The sequence below is a fragment of the Pseudoalteromonas sp. NSLLW24 genome, assembly GCF_015864725.1.
Taxonomy (GTDB): Bacteria; Pseudomonadota; Gammaproteobacteria; order Enterobacterales; family Alteromonadaceae; genus Pseudoalteromonas; species Pseudoalteromonas arctica.
In genome coordinates this window covers 35739-51147 of the sequence record NZ_JADYWQ010000008.1, presented here as the reverse complement: position 1 = coordinate 51147, position 15409 = coordinate 35739, and the positions used below count along the sequence as shown (strand labels likewise).

Here is a 15409-nt window from a genome sequence, read left to right as displayed (position 1 = left end):
ACAACGATTTCAAGCTTTTAAATCACTATTTTTAATTCAATATAAAACAAAGGGTTATGATTTGATACTGAATGTATGCAACTCGATGAGGGAATTTTTTCGTAACGATAAACCAAGCAATACCTTTGTGTAAAAAAGCATCATATATCACTGGGTGTTTGTAATAAAAGTTATAAAAATGTGTTTTAATTGGTTTTTGGTGTGTTTAGGCTCTATTTTAACAAAAAGATGCAAAAACTAAGTTTTACTATTTTTTCGAATCTTTACTTCTTTAATTACTTCAATTGTAGTGATAAATCCGTGGCTTGAACTGCCTTGATGCTTTAAAATGATTCGTTCAGTAAAAGAGGCCTATTTATTTCATGCGCGCAATTTCAAAATCCCAGACTCGCCCAGATTTACTAAACGATCCCATCTTGCCCACATTAAAGACGATGACCATCCCGATGATATTCGGCATGATCACGCTAATGATGTTCAATATTGTCGATACATTCTTTATAAGCTTACTAGGCACTGAGCCGCTTGCAGCGGTGAGCTTTACATTTCCGGTTACCTTTACCGTTATTAGCTTAGCAATAGGGCTGGGGATCGGTACATCGGCGGTAATAGCAAAAGCGCTCGGGAGTAATAAAATAGATGAAGCGCGTTTTGACGCCAGTATTTCTTTAATGGTAGGTGTGGTTCTGGTTATTGTGTTGTCATCTGTTGGGTATTTACTGATTGACCCCATATTTACTTTGCTAGGAGCGGGCGCACAAGTATTGCCGTTAATACACGAATACATGAATATATGGTTTATTGGTAGTGTATTTTTAATAACCCCAATGATTGGTAACTCGGTACTGCGCGCCAGTGGCGATACAAAAACGCCAAGTATAGTAATGGGTGGAGCAGGGCTCATAAACGCCGTACTCGACCCTATATTGATATTTGGTTTTGGGCCAGTACCAGCGTTAGGTATTCAAGGCGCGGCCATAGCAAGCGTTATTGCATGGTCTGTTGCTGTGGTTATTATTTTATATATATTAGCGGTTAAAAAACGCTTGTTGAGCCTAAAAGCAGGCAAGCAAACAGTGACGGGCGCTATTCGTAAAATATTAAAAATTGGTTTGCCTGCTGCCGGCGCAAACATGCTTACACCGGTTGCAATGGCCGTAATGACCGCTATGGTTGCGCACCACGGGCCAGAGGCCGTAGCTGCATTTGGGGTAGGAAGCCGAATAGAATCTATTGCAAGTATATTAGTGCTTGCGCTATCAATGACATTACCGCCATTTGTTAGCCAAAACTTTGGCGCTGGCAAATTATGCCGCGTTAAAGAAGCGTATACCGGCACACTAAAATTTGTGATGGTATGGCAATTTGCCATTTACGTATTACTCATTGCATTCTCAGGTGTTATAAGCCAATTATTTGGTAAAGAACAAGCCGTAATAGATGTAATTAAACTCTTTATTTATACCATCCCGCTAAGCTATGGCTTACAAGGGGTGATCATATTATCAAATTCATCGTTTAATGCTTTACACAAACCAATGTACGCATTGGTATTAAGTGTCATTCGGTTATTCATATTTTATGTACCATTTGCTTATGTAGGCAACGAAATAGCCGGATTATTAGGGCTATTTATTGGCGCTGCTTTAGGTAACTTATTTACAGCAATAGTGGCATACAAATGGTTTATGAAAAAACTAGAAGCGCTGAGCGGCGAATCGTTACAGGAGTGCAATAATTGAGCGATCATTTTCAGTTAAAATCACATTTTAAACCAGCAGGCGATCAGCCCACAGCGATTAAGCAGCTATGTGAAGGATTAGAAGCAGGCCTTGCACACCAAACTTTATTAGGTGCCACCGGTACAGGTAAAACCTTTACCATGGCTAATATTATTAACGATTTAAACCGTCCGACAATAATAATGGCGCACAATAAAACGCTTGCTGCGCAGCTATATGGGGAAATGAAAGAGTTTTTCCCTAAAAATGCGGTTGAGTATTTTGTATCGTATTACGATTACTACCAGCCAGAAGCCTATGTTGTATCAAGCGACACATTTATTGAAAAAGATGCCTCGATAAACGAGCACATAGAACAAATGCGTTTAAGTGCGACCAAAGCACTGCTTGAGCGTCGCGACACCATTATTGTGGCGTCGGTATCGGCTATTTATGGTTTGGGCGACCCTAAATCATACATGAAAATGATGCTACTTTTAAAAGTGGGCGAAAAAGTAGACCAACGCGACATGCTGCGTCGCCTAGCTGAAATACAATACACCCGCAACGATATAGATTTTAGCCGTGGTACATATCGTGTACGTGGTGAAGTGGTTGATATATTTCCTGCAGAATCTAGCACCTTCGCAATTCGCGTAGAAATGTTTGATGACGAAATAGAGCGCTTGAGTATTTTTGATCCGCTTACAGGCGCCGTCGAAAAGCATATAATACGCACCACTATCTATCCAAAAACACACTATGTTACCCCGCGTGAAAAAATACTCGGTGCTATCGATAAAATACAAGAAGAACTAAAAGATCGAAGAGCCCAGTTACTCAGTGCTAATAAATTAGTAGAAGAGCAACGCGTAACGCAGCGTACGCAATACGATATAGAAATGATGCGGGAGCTAGGTTATTGCTCTGGTATAGAAAACTACAGCCGCTATTTATCGGGCCGTACGCCGGGCGATCCGCCACCCACATTACTTGATTACCTCCCAGACGACGCATTGATGATTATTGATGAATCGCACGTAACCGTATCGCAAATTGGGGCAATGTATAAAGGCGACAGAAGCCGAAAAGAAAACCTGGTTGAGTATGGCTTCAGAATGCCCTCAGCAATGGACAACAGGCCGCTGCGCTTTGAAGAATTTGAAGCTATTTCACCACAAACAATTTATGTATCGGCAACGCCAGGCGACTTTGAGTTAGACCGTTGTGTGGGCGCAATAGCAGAGCAAGTAATTCGCCCAACTGGGCTGCTTGACCCACTTATTGAAGTGCGCCCAGTGGGCGATCAGGTTGATGACTTACTTTCAGAAATTTATAAAAGTGTAGAGAAGGGCGAACGCGTACTTGTAACCACTTTGACCAAACGTATGTCTGAGGATTTAACCGATTACTTAAGTGAGCACGACGTAAAAGTGCGTTACTTACATTCAGACATAGACACGGTTGAACGGGTTGAAATTATTCGTGATTTACGTGCGGGTGTGTTTGATGTGTTAGTGGGCATTAACTTACTTCGAGAAGGTCTGGATATGCCAGAAGTGGCGCTAGTAGCCATACTTGATGCCGATAAAGAAGGCTTTTTACGCTCAGCGCGTTCAATCATTCAAACCATTGGTCGTGCAGCACGTCACTTAGATGGTCGCGCTATTTTGTACGGTGATAAAATTACAAAATCGATGGCTAAGGCCATGGACGAAACAGCGCGCAGACGCGAAATTCAGCATGCTTATAATATTGAACACGGTATTGAACCGCATTCACTAGCCAAAAAGATTCTTGATGCGATGGATGTAGGCGAAGAAGCCGGCCCTAAAGATAACCTTAGACTTGTTCGTAAAGACTCTAAAAAGGTACTGAGTGCGAAAGAAATTACCGTGCAAATTAAGCAGCTTGAAACCAAAATGCATGCATACGCAAGCGACCTAGAATTTGAAAAAGCGGGCTCTGTTCGCGATGAAATACATGAACTACAACAACAGTTGATTAATTAAAAATGACAGCAAACTTTACTCCTCTTATTACTGCGCTTGAAGATGCGCCAATTTTAAAAAATGAACTGTGCCGTGTTTTTCATGGCCGTGGCCATAGTGTTGAGGCGTTAAGTCATATTAATTTAGACTTTTATCCGCCAAGTTTGTTTTTGGTTTCGTACGACGAAATTGACGAGCAAACACTAAGCGAGCTTACCGATGTTGTGTGGCAGTGGGCACAAAAAAACCAGCCAGAGCTTATTACGTCACTTGTGTATCAGCAACGCGCTGGCGTACAAAGCCAAAACACCGTGGTTTATGGGCAATTACCTAATCCGCATGTTGTAACCGAAAACGGCATTCGTTTTTTGGTTGATTTACAGAGCCGTCAAAATACCGGAATATTTCCCGATATGCGCAGCGGCCGTGAGTTTGTAATGGCTAATAGTAAGCATGGCAAAGTGCTTAATTTATTTTCGTACACGTGTGGGTTTTCGCTTGCAGCAATGCAAGGCGGAGCAGATCATGTAATGAATATGGATATGAGCAAAGGTGTACTTAAAGTCGGCAAGCAAAACCATCAATTAAATGGTTTTGAGCGTGGCGTAAGTTTTTTACCTCACGATATTTTAAAGTCGTTTGGAAAACTAAAAAAAGCAGCCCCGTTTGACTTAATAATAGTTGATCCGCCAAGCTTTCAAAAAGGCAGCTTTATTTTAACTAAAGACTATCAAAAAGTACTGCGCAGGTTGCCAGAGCTACTTTGTGATACCACACAATTGTTATTGTGCGCGAATAGCCCAGAGCTTAGCGAAGAGGCGTTTAAGGCGTTAATAAACGAGCACACCCAAGGCGCAATTGAATTTGTTGAGCGCCTAGCCCCTACCGAGCGTTTTATTGAAGTAGACAGCGACAGAAGCTTAAAAGCACTTATCTACAAAACGTCACAATCTGCTGATTAAATGAAGCTCAGCAAACGCCTAACTGCCATTGATACATTAATTTCGCAGCATCACGATATTATTTGGGATTGCTGCTGCGACCATGGTTATTTAGGCATGGCGCTATTAAAACGCGCAGCTGCAAACCAGGTTATTTTTGTAGATATAGTCGCCACTTTAATGAACGACCTAGAAACGCAATTATCATCTATTAATAAATTACAAAAAACCTGTAATAAAAATCCGCAGTGGCAGGTCTTATGTCAGGATGTAGGCAAAATTGAAATTGCTCAAAGTAAAAGCCAAGTAGTTGTAATCGCAGGTGTTGGCGGTGAGCTGTTGTTAAGTTTAATACAACAAATTATTGCTAATAACGTAAGTGAGCATTTGAATAATGTTCGTTTTATTTTGTGCCCAGTGCATCACACTTATAAGTTGCGAGTCGGTTTAAAGCAATTAGGTTTAGGGCTTGTAAGTGAGCAAATAGTTTACGACAACAAACGTTTTTATGAAGTGATTGAAGTGAGCTTTAGTAGCAATAATGAGATTAGTCACACCGGTAATAAAATGTGGGACTTTGCTAGTGCAGAACACGCTATGTACCAGCGCCAACTCATAAATCATTATAATAAAATGCTCAATAAAGATAAGCCATACTATCAAAAAGTTATAACAGACTATCAAGAACTCACCGATAGTTAAAAAAGCCCGAAAGTAGGGCGTACATGTGATCTAATTACGACATTGACGACGTAATGTGTTCATAGTTTATATCGCACAACGCGAGTTTATTTGGTTTATTTATGTCAGATAACAAGAGTCACATTAATCATTTGCTTAGCAATGAGCAGAAATGGCAACACAGTTACGAGCAACCTATTTCTTATGCACCCCTTGTGCAATTGGCTAATAGTAGCTGGGTAGTGCCACAACATTTTTTACGTTACAAGCACACGCTTGAAAGCGTAAACGAAGTGCTTGAGAGTATAGAATTTTCGGCTCACTTTAGGGTGCTTGCTGCACAAAAAGGTGAAGAAATTTACCTGCAAGTAGCAGTGCTGAGCCCAGACAACTATCAAAAAAGTGCATCTGCAAATGAAGGTAAAGCCAAAAAGCTATTATTTGGCAGACGCTGGATAGTAGAGGAAAACTTACCTACTTCAGAACTTATTCAAACTGCATTTTTAGCGTTAAAAGTAGCGCGTGAACATGAAGTAAGAGAGCTCTTTCAGTTAATGCAAAGCGGTGCAACAAGTACGCCATTTAATAACCATCACGACTTACCGGTAATAGCGCAAAACCCTGAGCTTGTTAAAAGTGAAAGTGCTGAAAGCCGTGTTGATGAAGTACTTAAACGTATTGTATTTGCAGGAAAAAGTATTGAACTTAAAAGTCAGCAGCAAATAGCCGAGCAACATTTATATACTGTTGAGCTGTTGTGTGAAGATTGCCAACTTAGCGAGTTTAATAAAAAAACAATCGCGTTTTTAACAGCAGATCCATCCGCTAATAGCTTTTTACACGCCTTAATTACAGCATTAGTAGCCACAAGCAATGATTACGTAAACGAGCAATTTAAGTACAAAGGTTTTGCCCGCTTTAGTAAGCACGTTGTGGTTGAGCAAATAGGTAACTTAAGTATCGCTATGCGCTCGCCAAGTACCGTAGGGCTTTGCTCTATGGGTAAGCAACATGCCAATCAGTTAAATTTTGAGATAGACAGCGGGCGAGCACCACAGGGCTGCGGGCAAGCTATTGGTGGGTTTTTAGCTGCTCACGGCATTGAGCAGCCAGAAAATGCACATTTATATCCAAATTACTTATAACAATTTAAAGCTTATTAATTTCATCTTTAACGCTAAAGCTTGAATCGGTAACAATAGCCTCAAGTGTTTGTACACGCTCTTTTAATGCAAGCACTTGTGCATTTGTTTCAGCTAATTGTTTATGGGCATCGCTGTTGTTGTTTTGCATTTTATGCTTAAATTCAAGATGCTTTTTATACATATCGTAAACTACTCCTGAGCCAACCGAAATTAGCACAATAAGTACAATCATCGTAGTTCCAGACATAACCTTATTCCTTATCATTTTATTATTCGTTTATGGTTAAAGTATAACCTTTAAGCGCTTTTGATAAAGCTGACAATTGTAACTTAATTTGTATACTTTACTTAAGCTCAGGTTTGAGCGTGTTCATCATTTATACACTTTAGATATTGTTTAATGGCTGCATAGCCACCATATAATAAACATACTTTAGCCAATACAGTGAGTTGCCATGTTAAATAATAAAATACCTCCCGTTATTGTTGTGCTGTTTTTTGCAGGCATAATGGCGCTTATTGCGCATTATAGTGTTATTGATTTCACCGCATTTATTACCTACTTAGCAGCAAGTTTGGTCATTATAGGGTGTGTTTTTTGTATTGCAGGGGTGGTGAGTTTTAAAATAGCAAACACCACTGTAAACCCTAATAAACCTGAGCAAGCGTCAAAACTTATTACTAGCGGTATTTATCGGATTTCGCGTAACCCAATGTACGTAGGTTTTGCATTTATTTTAGCAGGGTGGGGTATTTGGTTAAGTTCCTTGTGGGCACTTTTATGTATTATAGGGTTTATTGCGTATTTAACGTTTTTTCAAATAATACCCGAGGAGCGTGCGCTCACTAAATTATTTGGCGAAGAGTTTACCGCCTATAAAGCGCGCGTAAAACGCTGGTTGTAATCTCTACGTTAAAATTAAACAAACAAAAAAGGCTATCGATGATAGCCTTTTTTGTTTACAGCAATTGTATTACTAATTAATTGGTGCTTATTCGTATTCTAACGGGTCTGTAATATTATTTAGTGCAAATGCTTCAAGGCGTTCTTGGCACGCGCCACATTTACCACAGGCCTTTTCACGGCCGTTATAACAAGTCCACGTTTGGCTGTAATCTAATCCCATTTCAATACCGTCGGTTAAAATACCAATTTTAGTATTGTTTAAGTATGGGCTAAAAATTTCTACAGCGTCGTAATTTGCAATACGACATACATCATCCATTTTTTGCACAAATTCAGGACGGCAGTCAGGGTAAATAGCATGATCCCCAGAGTGAGCGCCGTAATAAACTTGGCCAGCTTTAAGTGATACCGCGTAACCAACAGCAAGCGAGAGCAAAATCATATTACGATTAGGTACAATCGTACTTTTCATGCTTTCTTCTTCGTAATGGCCTTCAGGCACATCAATGTCATCAGTAAGTGATGAGCCACCAATAAGTTGGTTAATCGCCGAAATATCAACAATTTTGTGTGGAACGTTTAATTTTTCACACACACTTGCCGCCACTTTAAGCTCTTTTACATGACGCTGACCATAGTCAAATGATAGGGCATATACATCATGGCCTTGTTGCAGGGCTTTATTTAATACGGTAAATGAGTCCATACCGCCGGAATAAATAACAACTACTTTTTGCGTCATATCTGTTTTGCTCTTAGTTTTAATAGAGGTTTATATCAGGGCGCGATATACTACACGGCCGCAGCTTAAATAACAATTTTTGCACAGCGCTTTTTGGTTTTTTAATAGTAGCAATTTGGCTACTAGGTAGTAAGTGAGATCTCTTTTGTACAAAATTAATGAAGTGTTTGAAACCATTCAAGGTGAAGCTAGCTTTACTGGCACACCCTCAATATTTTTACGTCTGCAAGGTTGCCCTGTAGGCTGCTCTTGGTGCGACACCAAGCAAACGTGGGATGTTGATAATGTATATAAAGTATCGCTGGACGAAACCGTAGAAAAAAAAGCCGACTCAGATCATTGGGCTAACGCCAGTGCAGAGCAAATTTTAGCGTTGTTTCAATCACGTGGTTACACCGCAAAGCATGTTGTAATTACTGGCGGCGAGCCATGTATGTTCGACTTAAATCCAGTATGTAACTTATTACACGAACACGGCTTTAGTACACAAATAGAAACCAGCGGCACGTTTGAAATACTCGCCCCAGAGCAAACATGGGTAACGGTATCGCCAAAAATCAATATGCGCGGCGGTTATGAAGTACTTACCAGCGCTATGAAGCGTGCCAACGAAATTAAACACCCCGTTGCCATGCAAAAGCATGTAGAAGAGTTAGAAGAATTATTTGCTAAAACAGGCGTTAATCCTAAGCTTGTTTATTTGCAGCCAATTAGCCAAAAAGTATCGGCAACCAAATTAGCAATCGACACCTGTATTGCCAAAAACTGGCGCCTATCAATACAAGTACATAAGTATTTAGGAATTAGTTAAAGAGTAGCTTAAAGTTATAGTACGTAGGTTGGGTAGAGCGTAGCGAAACCCAACGAATCTCCAATTTCACACCGTTTTATAACAACGCTCTATAATATTTAAATACACAGGCCGTATAAGCGAAGCGCCATCCGACAGCCCTGTACTTTATAGCCTGAACTTTATAACCTAAGATTACATCTACCCTAAAGCTCATATCTTCTTCGTTAATTGTGCTAATTAGTTTACTATGCGCGACTTAAAAATATTCTACTACTTACCACTAGGCTTATATGTCCGCAAATGCACTTTACACCGACCTTTCTGATTACTACGACTTAATGTGCGCAGATATAGATTATCAAGCCCAAAGCAATTCTATTCACAGGCTGCACCAAATTTTTGGTAATGGCGCAAATACCCACCTCGATTTAGCATGTGGCACCGGCCCGCATGTACGCCACTTTATTGATTACGGCTATAAAAGTAGTGGGCTTGATTTAAACCAGCCAATGCTAGATAAAGCAAAAACGCGTTGCCCAGAAGCGCAATTTTCGTTGCAAAACATGAGTGAATTTAAGGTAACCGAGCACTTGGATTTAATTACCTGCTTTTTGTATTCAATCCATTACTGCGACGGCATTAATAAGTTAAAAGAATGCCTTGCCAGCGTACACAGCGCATTAAACGTAGGTGGAATATTTTGTTTTAACACGGTTGATAAAAACAAAATCGACAGCGATTCATTTGTAGAGCACACAGCAACAAGCGAAAATAGCTTCTTCACATTTCGCTCTGGTTGGCATTACAGTGGCAGCGGCAGTAAACAGTTATTAAAACTCAGCATAGAAAAAACCACCGCAGATAAAACACTCGTATGGCACGACGAGCACCCAATGGTGGCTTTTAGTTATACCGAGCTTAAAGAAGCCTTAAAACCGTACTTCGAAATCCACATATTTGAACATGACTACGACAAAATAACCCCATGGGCAGAGCGCTCAGGCAACGCCATTTTTGTCTGCGTAAAAATTTAAGGCGAACATTCATCAAGAAGAGATAAAAGTTTGGGTAGAGCGCAGCGAAACCCAACGAACTCAAACGAACCTCCAATACCCACGGCCCAATAACCCAGCATTATATATTTGAAAACGTAGGTCGGATAAGCGAAGCGCCATCCGACACAAACAAAGTTGAATACCGCGACACATAAGCAGCTTTTGATTAAAGCTTAGGAAGGTTTGCAACGCTTTAATTTAATCTCTATTTAGGTACTCAGCTACCTCAAGCACTTGCTCATGAGTTCCTGTAGGTAAAAGTCTATCTACATTGTAGTCGTAGCATAAATACTCTTCTTTACTCCACACTGAAGACGTTTTGCTTCCAACTAAAAGTATACTCCCACTTGTGCATTGGGTATAACCATTAGCGCGAGCTGCAATTTGCCAAGTAACATAATTCGCAATAAGCGTTACTATTGAAACTACTAGCATTACACCAACAGCTAACCCTAATTTCTTTTTTAAACTGTTAAAAAAAGGTTTCTCTGTTAAGTCAAATAAAACATCAGAAATACCTATCAACACAGCTAAACACATTACAGCCCAACCAGGAAAAATAAGAATATCAACACTCGATGAGACAATTACAGGGTAACCACTGTATGGATATAGTAGCCCTTGTATTATTTCATTGAGTACATAAGACGCCATAAACCATGTAGCTAAAATAGTAAGGGCTATTGCGATAACTAACGCAATTAAAAAAGTAGCGTCGATATTACTAAATCGTTGTTTTAAACTTTTTACCATGGGTTAACTAACTCATTTATAAAACTATTCAACTCTTTTTTTACTTTAATCTTAACGGATTTCACTATTGATTCAGTAGTAACTAAATAGACTCTATGAAGCTCTTCTCCGATATTTATTGAAGCTCTTCTCATAAATTCTTTTTCTCTTTGTTCTAAATATTTTATTAATGATTCGGTAATTTTAAGTTTTATATCTGCTTGATTTAATAAGATACTAATACCAACTCCCACAATAATACCAGCACCTATTGCTACTACAGCAATTGCTGCTTTTGCAATTAATAAGCCAAAGAGAATTCCTCCTATGGCTCCTAAAACAGCTTTAACGATATCGGTACTCGTTGTAGCCAACCAGTTTGTCCAACGATAATCCTCTTCAAAAAGCCAACTAATGCTATTTAGAGTCACAGAAAAAAATACTGAAATATAAAAACCACTTTTAGCACCTTGTTTCAAAGCCTCTTTACCCACACCCAATAACCCCGCATTATATATTTGAAAGCGTAGGTCGGATAAGTGAAGTGCCATCCGACACAGTAACTTATTTAAGTTTCGGCGAATATAAACAGCTAATTAATTATGATGTATGAAGTCAAGATTTGACCCCTATGGCTTTCTAATGGGCGACCCATCTGGCTTCTAGTTCTAAAGACATTTAGTAAATAGCCTGTTTAATAAACATTTGGTCCACCGAATTGAGTTGTCTAAGGTATTTTAAGTTCATTCTTAAATAGCGTAACAAAGTGTCTATTTTTGTTTCACTTAGTTCTGGGGTCACAAGCTTTTCTAATGTCTCTATTGGTATACCCATTTCCTCTAATGCGGAGAATGAAGCTGGTAAGTGACTATTTTCGAATATATGTATCAGCCAGCCTAAGTTGGCTGTTGGTTCTCGATCAAATAAGATGTATTGATGATTCAATAAGTCTTGTAGCAAAGATAGTGCTCTTACAACAGCGTGTTTAAATATATTGCGAACAATACTAAGCTCTCGGTCTGTTGCGTTTGAACGAGCGGTATCACTTTCATTTGCTTTATAGATATAGTCTATCTGAGCTTTGATATATTCTGTATGGTTATTGGCATATATATATTCGCGTAATTTATTATAAAGCTCGTCGCTGTCCTCATAACTTAGTTGCTGTCTAGCCAGAACTCGATTTTCTACGGTTTTGATAAAACGTGTCAGTAGCTCTAGCTGGTATTTCTTCGGTTTAGTGATTGTTGCGATTTGCTCTATATCTCTAACCGATAACTCCGCGAACAGCTCGTAAGCTTGTTCCAAAACTTCAACGTCATAAGTCGAATGCTTTCGAATGATTTCCATAGGAAGGTTTGATTTACTTGCGAATTGAATCAGGCTTTGATTACTTTGCTCTGATAAATGATCAGGTTGTATTCCTGCCAATAGGTTAATAGGGGAGTCTTCATTCTGTTGCCCTAAAGGAAGACCTACGATTTGTGGTTCTGGTTCCGGTAATTGTTCTAGGCAAAAAACGTTTCCAACTAAATATTGCCCCATTCTACCTGCACGTCCCGATATATTTTTATGAGTAAAGCTATCTATTTTTGGATTACCATTTCGGTTGTCGTAAATAATAATATTTTCTGCAGAGGTGTTGACACCTTCGATCATTGTTGAAGTACAAATTAAAAATTTAATTTCTTTGTTATTGAAAAGATCAACTGTTTTTTGTTGAATTGCACGAGGTAGAGCACCGTGGTGAATACCTATACCGCTTTTTAATGCTTGTGTACAACCCCAATCAGAACCATAGTTTTTCTTTAGCCACTGATAGTACCTCCTTAATAATCGGTCCTCAAAGCAACTAAATCTTTCTATTTGTAGATTCGTTTGTGAAGTTAAAAAGTGAACTACATTTGAAATACAGTTTGAAGATTTGCAATAGATAATTGTTTGCCCTTTATAGGTTTCAATAATCTTCGCTAAATGCTCATTTTTATCTTCTATATTATTTGGTGCGATATTGTATTTATGGATATTTAATGCAACGGTCTTAAAGTCGGAAGGAATGAATGTGAACTCACGTGTTAATGAACTCATCCCTTGAACAGCATCTATATAAGGTCCAATCATGTAGAACTGTTTAGATACTGTAAGTAATTTGCTAAGGGCTATATTCAAGGCAAAAGCTCTTGGCCTAGACTGAATATCTTTGATATCGGCAAGTTTATAGAATTCATCAATAATAAATAAATCTATATCCCTTAAGTCTTCTCTCTCATTTACACGCTCTTGAGTAAAAATATAAATTACTTTTTCTTTTCGGCTTAATTGTGAGCCATGATGGATAATTTGATATTTGTTACCAAAACGTGCTTTGATACGTCTTCTAGTCTCATCTATAAGGGCTATTGTTGGAACTACAATTACGATAGTCTTGAACTTATTGGCTGCTAATAACGCATCAACAATAGCACTTTTCCCCATGCTTGTTGGAGCGCTCAAAATGACATTTTTTCCGGAAAGTAGTAAATTAAAAACCCTTGCTTGCATTGAGTGAAAAATGAAACTGTCATCAAAGTTACTTTTATAAACATCAAGAACAAACTCTTTCTCAGGAGAAAGGTCAGTAAAGTATTTTTTTAAATAAGGATAAAGACCAGCAATACGCAAAAGGTTTTGAAGTAGCTCGTTGTGCTTTTTAAAAAGCGGTAATGCTTCTAAGGCCCGAATAATGAATTCCTGACCTACCGGTACTAAATCAGGTGAAGATAAGCATACATTAGCTTTCTTCAAATACGAGAATGCGCTTAACGTTTCATTCCTAACACACTCTAAACATTGCTGAGGATCTAAGCTGGTTTCCATTGTGATTTCACCTGAGTTTGTATTTCGTTAATAAGAGAGCTTAGTGATGGAATAGGATATAAGTATACTTCAATATGAAGATCTTCATAAAACTCATCTTTAAGAAGCATTTTATCTACAAGAGATTTGAATTTGGTTGTAACTTCTAATTCCAGGCTTTTCTCATAATCAATGGTCATTTCTCTAGCGTTACATTTGAGGTGATCTGACTGATAGCCAATAAAAAATACAAACCTAAACCTATCTAGATTTGTATCAAGGGAGCTATTTGCATTGAGTATGTCGTCAATATCATGGTCCAGTAGATAGTTGTCTTTTTTGGCGATCAGTACTTTTTCTTTTTGAGTGGAAAAAGCTTCTGAGTCTAGGAGAGAATTAAATTCGTGGACTATGTTTGCAATGGATGAGTCGTCAATTTTATCTATTAGTCGACTAAAGCCCATGAGTAAGTTATCCGGGTGATGTGCATTTAGAATAATATGAATATTATCAAAACAAGTATTGTTATTGTCATCTATATGGAGATTTGCTGCAATTGGTTGAGCTTTATAAATAGTTCTGATTGTTGAGTGCAATAAAGCTTTAGCTATTAGGTTGTTGATGAAATTAGCTTCTTGCTTGTACCGTTGAGTCAATAACTTAAATTTATCCGTAATTTTGCCAGGGGCATTATCTGCAATTTCATTGGGTAATAATAAGATTTCATGAAACCACTTATATAAATTGCGGGCTATTAAATCATAACCGTATTGCCTCCGATGATACTCACCTTTAAGCCCTTTACACTCCTTTCTTCCACTGTATTCTTGTTCTTCATAAAGATTATTATCTTGAAAAAACAAAGAAAGAACGACTTGAAGGGTTTTGCCATCTGTGGTGTATATTTTTACATGACCTTCACTTAAGTTTGCATAATGTTCAATTTCGGATTCAAACCACGGAATAAAATCTTCTCGAAGATAAGATTTATCGTCAATCGACTTAATGACCCGTGACGCAGCACCTTTTTTAAACAGGTTATTAAGCAAAGAACATAGAATCCTTTCGGGATCACCATTTTCAAAAAGATAAATGCCTTTTCTTTGCGCCGCTTGTTGTATTAACTTTGTGCAGCGTGATTCGATCACTTCTTGTGGAATTACTTCCCATTCCGCATGGTCAAGCCAATATTCAATGTCATTGCCATTTGGTGATGTAAAGAGTGGCGATTTTTTTGGTCTGTTACGCTCAATACAAGCTCCTAGTCTCTTCAATAAAGGAGGCTTTAATATAGCTTTTTCATTACGAGTGTTTAGCGATGTTTTCAAGTATTTAAGTGAATCAGTAACGTCTCTTGGTGTGACTATACGGAAATAACTAGGGTGTTTCCCTTTATCGCATAGGATTGACTTATGTAAGATGGAATCTTCTTTGCTAACAGTCTGCTCTTTTCTTTGCCCCTTTACTGGAGGGACAACTTTTGTATCAGCGTCAGCGAATTCGGAAACACTCCACTTTCTATCTTTCTCTGTAGTTTTTATTTGTATATATTCGATTTTGTCAGTGTATACAGCATCAACGTCGTCAACAGCTTCACAACGAACTGATAGGAGGTTTTTGTTCTCTAACATTCGCAGTGCATAGTAAGCCGCTACAAAATTTTGATAAATAAAACCTTTTAGAGCTGCAGGGCCCCCACTATCAGACAATTCCATTTCAGATGCACTCATTAATATTCCAATTATTCTATTTTTATCCTATATCAGTAAGTGTACATTGCCAACGTGCTATAAAACCAGTTGTATTAGCTAGTAAATAGTGATTTTTTGTTGAGTAAATAGCCAAATATATTGAGCTAGCAGTTAA

The 15409-nt window shown here is 38.5% G+C and carries 14 protein-coding genes; 8 read left to right on the top strand and 6 right to left on the bottom strand.

Translation table 11 applies throughout. From position 1 onward, the window contains the following. Positions 1-362: 362 nt before the first annotated feature. The 5 genes from I6E72_RS10065 to I6E72_RS10045 all read left to right on the top strand — a co-directional run bounded on the left by I6E72_RS10065 (position 363) and on the right by I6E72_RS10045 (position 6479). Positions 363-1742, top strand: a complete 1380-nt coding sequence (locus I6E72_RS10065) for an MATE family efflux transporter (protein ID WP_024591018.1) — start codon at positions 363-365, stop codon at positions 1740-1742. Next, complete coding sequence (gene uvrB / locus I6E72_RS10060) at positions 1739-3733, top strand: excinuclease ABC subunit UvrB (RefSeq protein WP_007583893.1); 1995 nt, start codon at positions 1739-1741, stop codon at positions 3731-3733. The genes I6E72_RS10065 and uvrB overlap by 4 nt, the downstream gene beginning before the upstream one ends. 2 nt (positions 3734-3735) lie before the next feature. Next, a complete protein-coding gene (locus I6E72_RS10055; protein WP_165736317.1) occupies positions 3736-4674 on the top strand; it encodes a class I SAM-dependent methyltransferase in 939 nt (312 codons plus the stop codon). Beyond that, positions 4675-5355: a tRNA (adenine(22)-N(1))-methyltransferase gene (locus I6E72_RS10050; RefSeq protein WP_197112201.1), complete on the top strand. Its 681-nt coding sequence runs from the start codon at positions 4675-4677 to the stop codon at positions 5353-5355. It abuts the gene before it with no gap. A 101-nt stretch (positions 5356-5456) separates the two neighbouring features. Further along, positions 5457-6479 (top strand): hypothetical protein, encoded by a 1023-nt coding sequence (locus I6E72_RS10045; RefSeq protein WP_197112199.1) that lies wholly within the window; start codon positions 5457-5459, stop codon positions 6477-6479. A 4-nt stretch (positions 6480-6483) separates the two neighbouring features. On the opposite strand, the gene I6E72_RS10040 is transcribed toward I6E72_RS10045, so the two are convergent. Then, entirely contained in the window at positions 6484-6726 is a 243-nt protein-coding gene (locus tag I6E72_RS10040; protein WP_007583900.1) for a hypothetical protein, read from the bottom strand. Positions 6727-6934: 208 nt separating this feature from the next. Between I6E72_RS10040 and I6E72_RS10035 the strand changes: the two genes are divergently transcribed. Continuing rightward, a complete protein-coding gene (locus I6E72_RS10035) occupies positions 6935-7384 on the top strand; it encodes a methyltransferase family protein (RefSeq protein WP_007583901.1) in 450 nt (149 codons plus the stop codon). A gap of 87 nt (positions 7385-7471) precedes the next feature. Here I6E72_RS10035 and queC read toward each other — a convergent pair whose 3' ends face one another. Continuing rightward, positions 7472-8128: a 7-cyano-7-deazaguanine synthase QueC gene (gene queC / locus I6E72_RS10030; protein WP_007583902.1), complete on the bottom strand. Its 657-nt coding sequence runs from the start codon at positions 8126-8128 to the stop codon at positions 7472-7474. A 145-nt stretch (positions 8129-8273) separates the two neighbouring features. On the opposite strand from queC, the gene queE reads away from it, so the two are divergent. Together queE and I6E72_RS10020 are read left to right on the top strand one after the other, a co-directional pair. Further along, positions 8274-8939, top strand: coding sequence for a 7-carboxy-7-deazaguanine synthase QueE (gene queE / locus I6E72_RS10025; protein ID WP_024591014.1), 666 nt, complete (start codon positions 8274-8276; stop codon positions 8937-8939). Between the two features lie 272 nt (positions 8940-9211). Further along, positions 9212-9955 (top strand): class I SAM-dependent DNA methyltransferase, encoded by a 744-nt coding sequence (locus tag I6E72_RS10020; protein ID WP_197112197.1) that lies wholly within the window; start codon positions 9212-9214, stop codon positions 9953-9955. 219 nt (positions 9956-10174) lie between these two features. Here I6E72_RS10020 and I6E72_RS10015 read toward each other — a convergent pair whose 3' ends face one another. From I6E72_RS10015 to I6E72_RS10000, 4 genes are all read right to left on the bottom strand, one after another. Then, entirely contained in the window at positions 10175-10729 is a 555-nt protein-coding gene (locus I6E72_RS10015; protein WP_197112195.1) for a hypothetical protein, read from the bottom strand. Further along, on the bottom strand, positions 10723-11259 hold the full coding sequence (locus I6E72_RS10010) for a DUF543 domain-containing protein (RefSeq protein ID WP_197112193.1): 537 nt from the start codon (positions 11257-11259) through the stop codon (positions 10723-10725). The genes I6E72_RS10015 and I6E72_RS10010 overlap by 7 nt, the downstream gene beginning before the upstream one ends. A 127-nt stretch (positions 11260-11386) precedes the next feature. Next, on the bottom strand, positions 11387-13564 hold the full coding sequence (locus tag I6E72_RS10005) for a DEAD/DEAH box helicase (RefSeq protein ID WP_197112191.1): 2178 nt from the start codon (positions 13562-13564) through the stop codon (positions 11387-11389). After that, complete coding sequence (locus I6E72_RS10000) at positions 13549-15273, bottom strand: dsDNA nuclease domain-containing protein (protein WP_197112189.1); 1725 nt, start codon at positions 15271-15273, stop codon at positions 13549-13551. The genes I6E72_RS10005 and I6E72_RS10000 overlap by 16 nt, the downstream gene beginning before the upstream one ends. Positions 15274-15409 lie beyond the last annotated feature (136 nt).

Coding starts and splice junctions, on each gene's coding strand:
- I6E72_RS10065 (WP_024591018.1), top strand. CDS start 363: ATGCGCGCAATTTCAAAATCCCAGACTCGCCCAGATTTACTAAACGAT.
- I6E72_RS10055 (WP_165736317.1), top strand. CDS start 3,736: ATGACAGCAAACTTTACTCCTCTTATTACTGCGCTTGAAGATGCGCCA.
- I6E72_RS10050 (WP_197112201.1), top strand. CDS start 4,675: ATGAAGCTCAGCAAACGCCTAACTGCCATTGATACATTAATTTCGCAG.
- I6E72_RS10045 (WP_197112199.1), top strand. CDS start 5,457: ATGTCAGATAACAAGAGTCACATTAATCATTTGCTTAGCAATGAGCAG.
- I6E72_RS10040 (WP_007583900.1), bottom strand. CDS start 6,726: ATGTCTGGAACTACGATGATTGTACTTATTGTGCTAATTTCGGTTGGC.
- I6E72_RS10035 (WP_007583901.1), top strand. CDS start 6,935: ATGTTAAATAATAAAATACCTCCCGTTATTGTTGTGCTGTTTTTTGCA.
- queC (WP_007583902.1), bottom strand. CDS start 8,128: ATGACGCAAAAAGTAGTTGTTATTTATTCCGGCGGTATGGACTCATTT.
- I6E72_RS10020 (WP_197112197.1), top strand. CDS start 9,212: ATGTCCGCAAATGCACTTTACACCGACCTTTCTGATTACTACGACTTA.
- I6E72_RS10015 (WP_197112195.1), bottom strand. CDS start 10,729: ATGGTAAAAAGTTTAAAACAACGATTTAGTAATATCGACGCTACTTTT.
- I6E72_RS10010 (WP_197112193.1), bottom strand. CDS start 11,259: ATGGCACTTCACTTATCCGACCTACGCTTTCAAATATATAATGCGGGG.
- I6E72_RS10005 (WP_197112191.1), bottom strand. CDS start 13,564: ATGGAAACCAGCTTAGATCCTCAGCAATGTTTAGAGTGTGTTAGGAAT.
- I6E72_RS10000 (WP_197112189.1), bottom strand. CDS start 15,273: ATGAGTGCATCTGAAATGGAATTGTCTGATAGTGGGGGCCCTGCAGCT.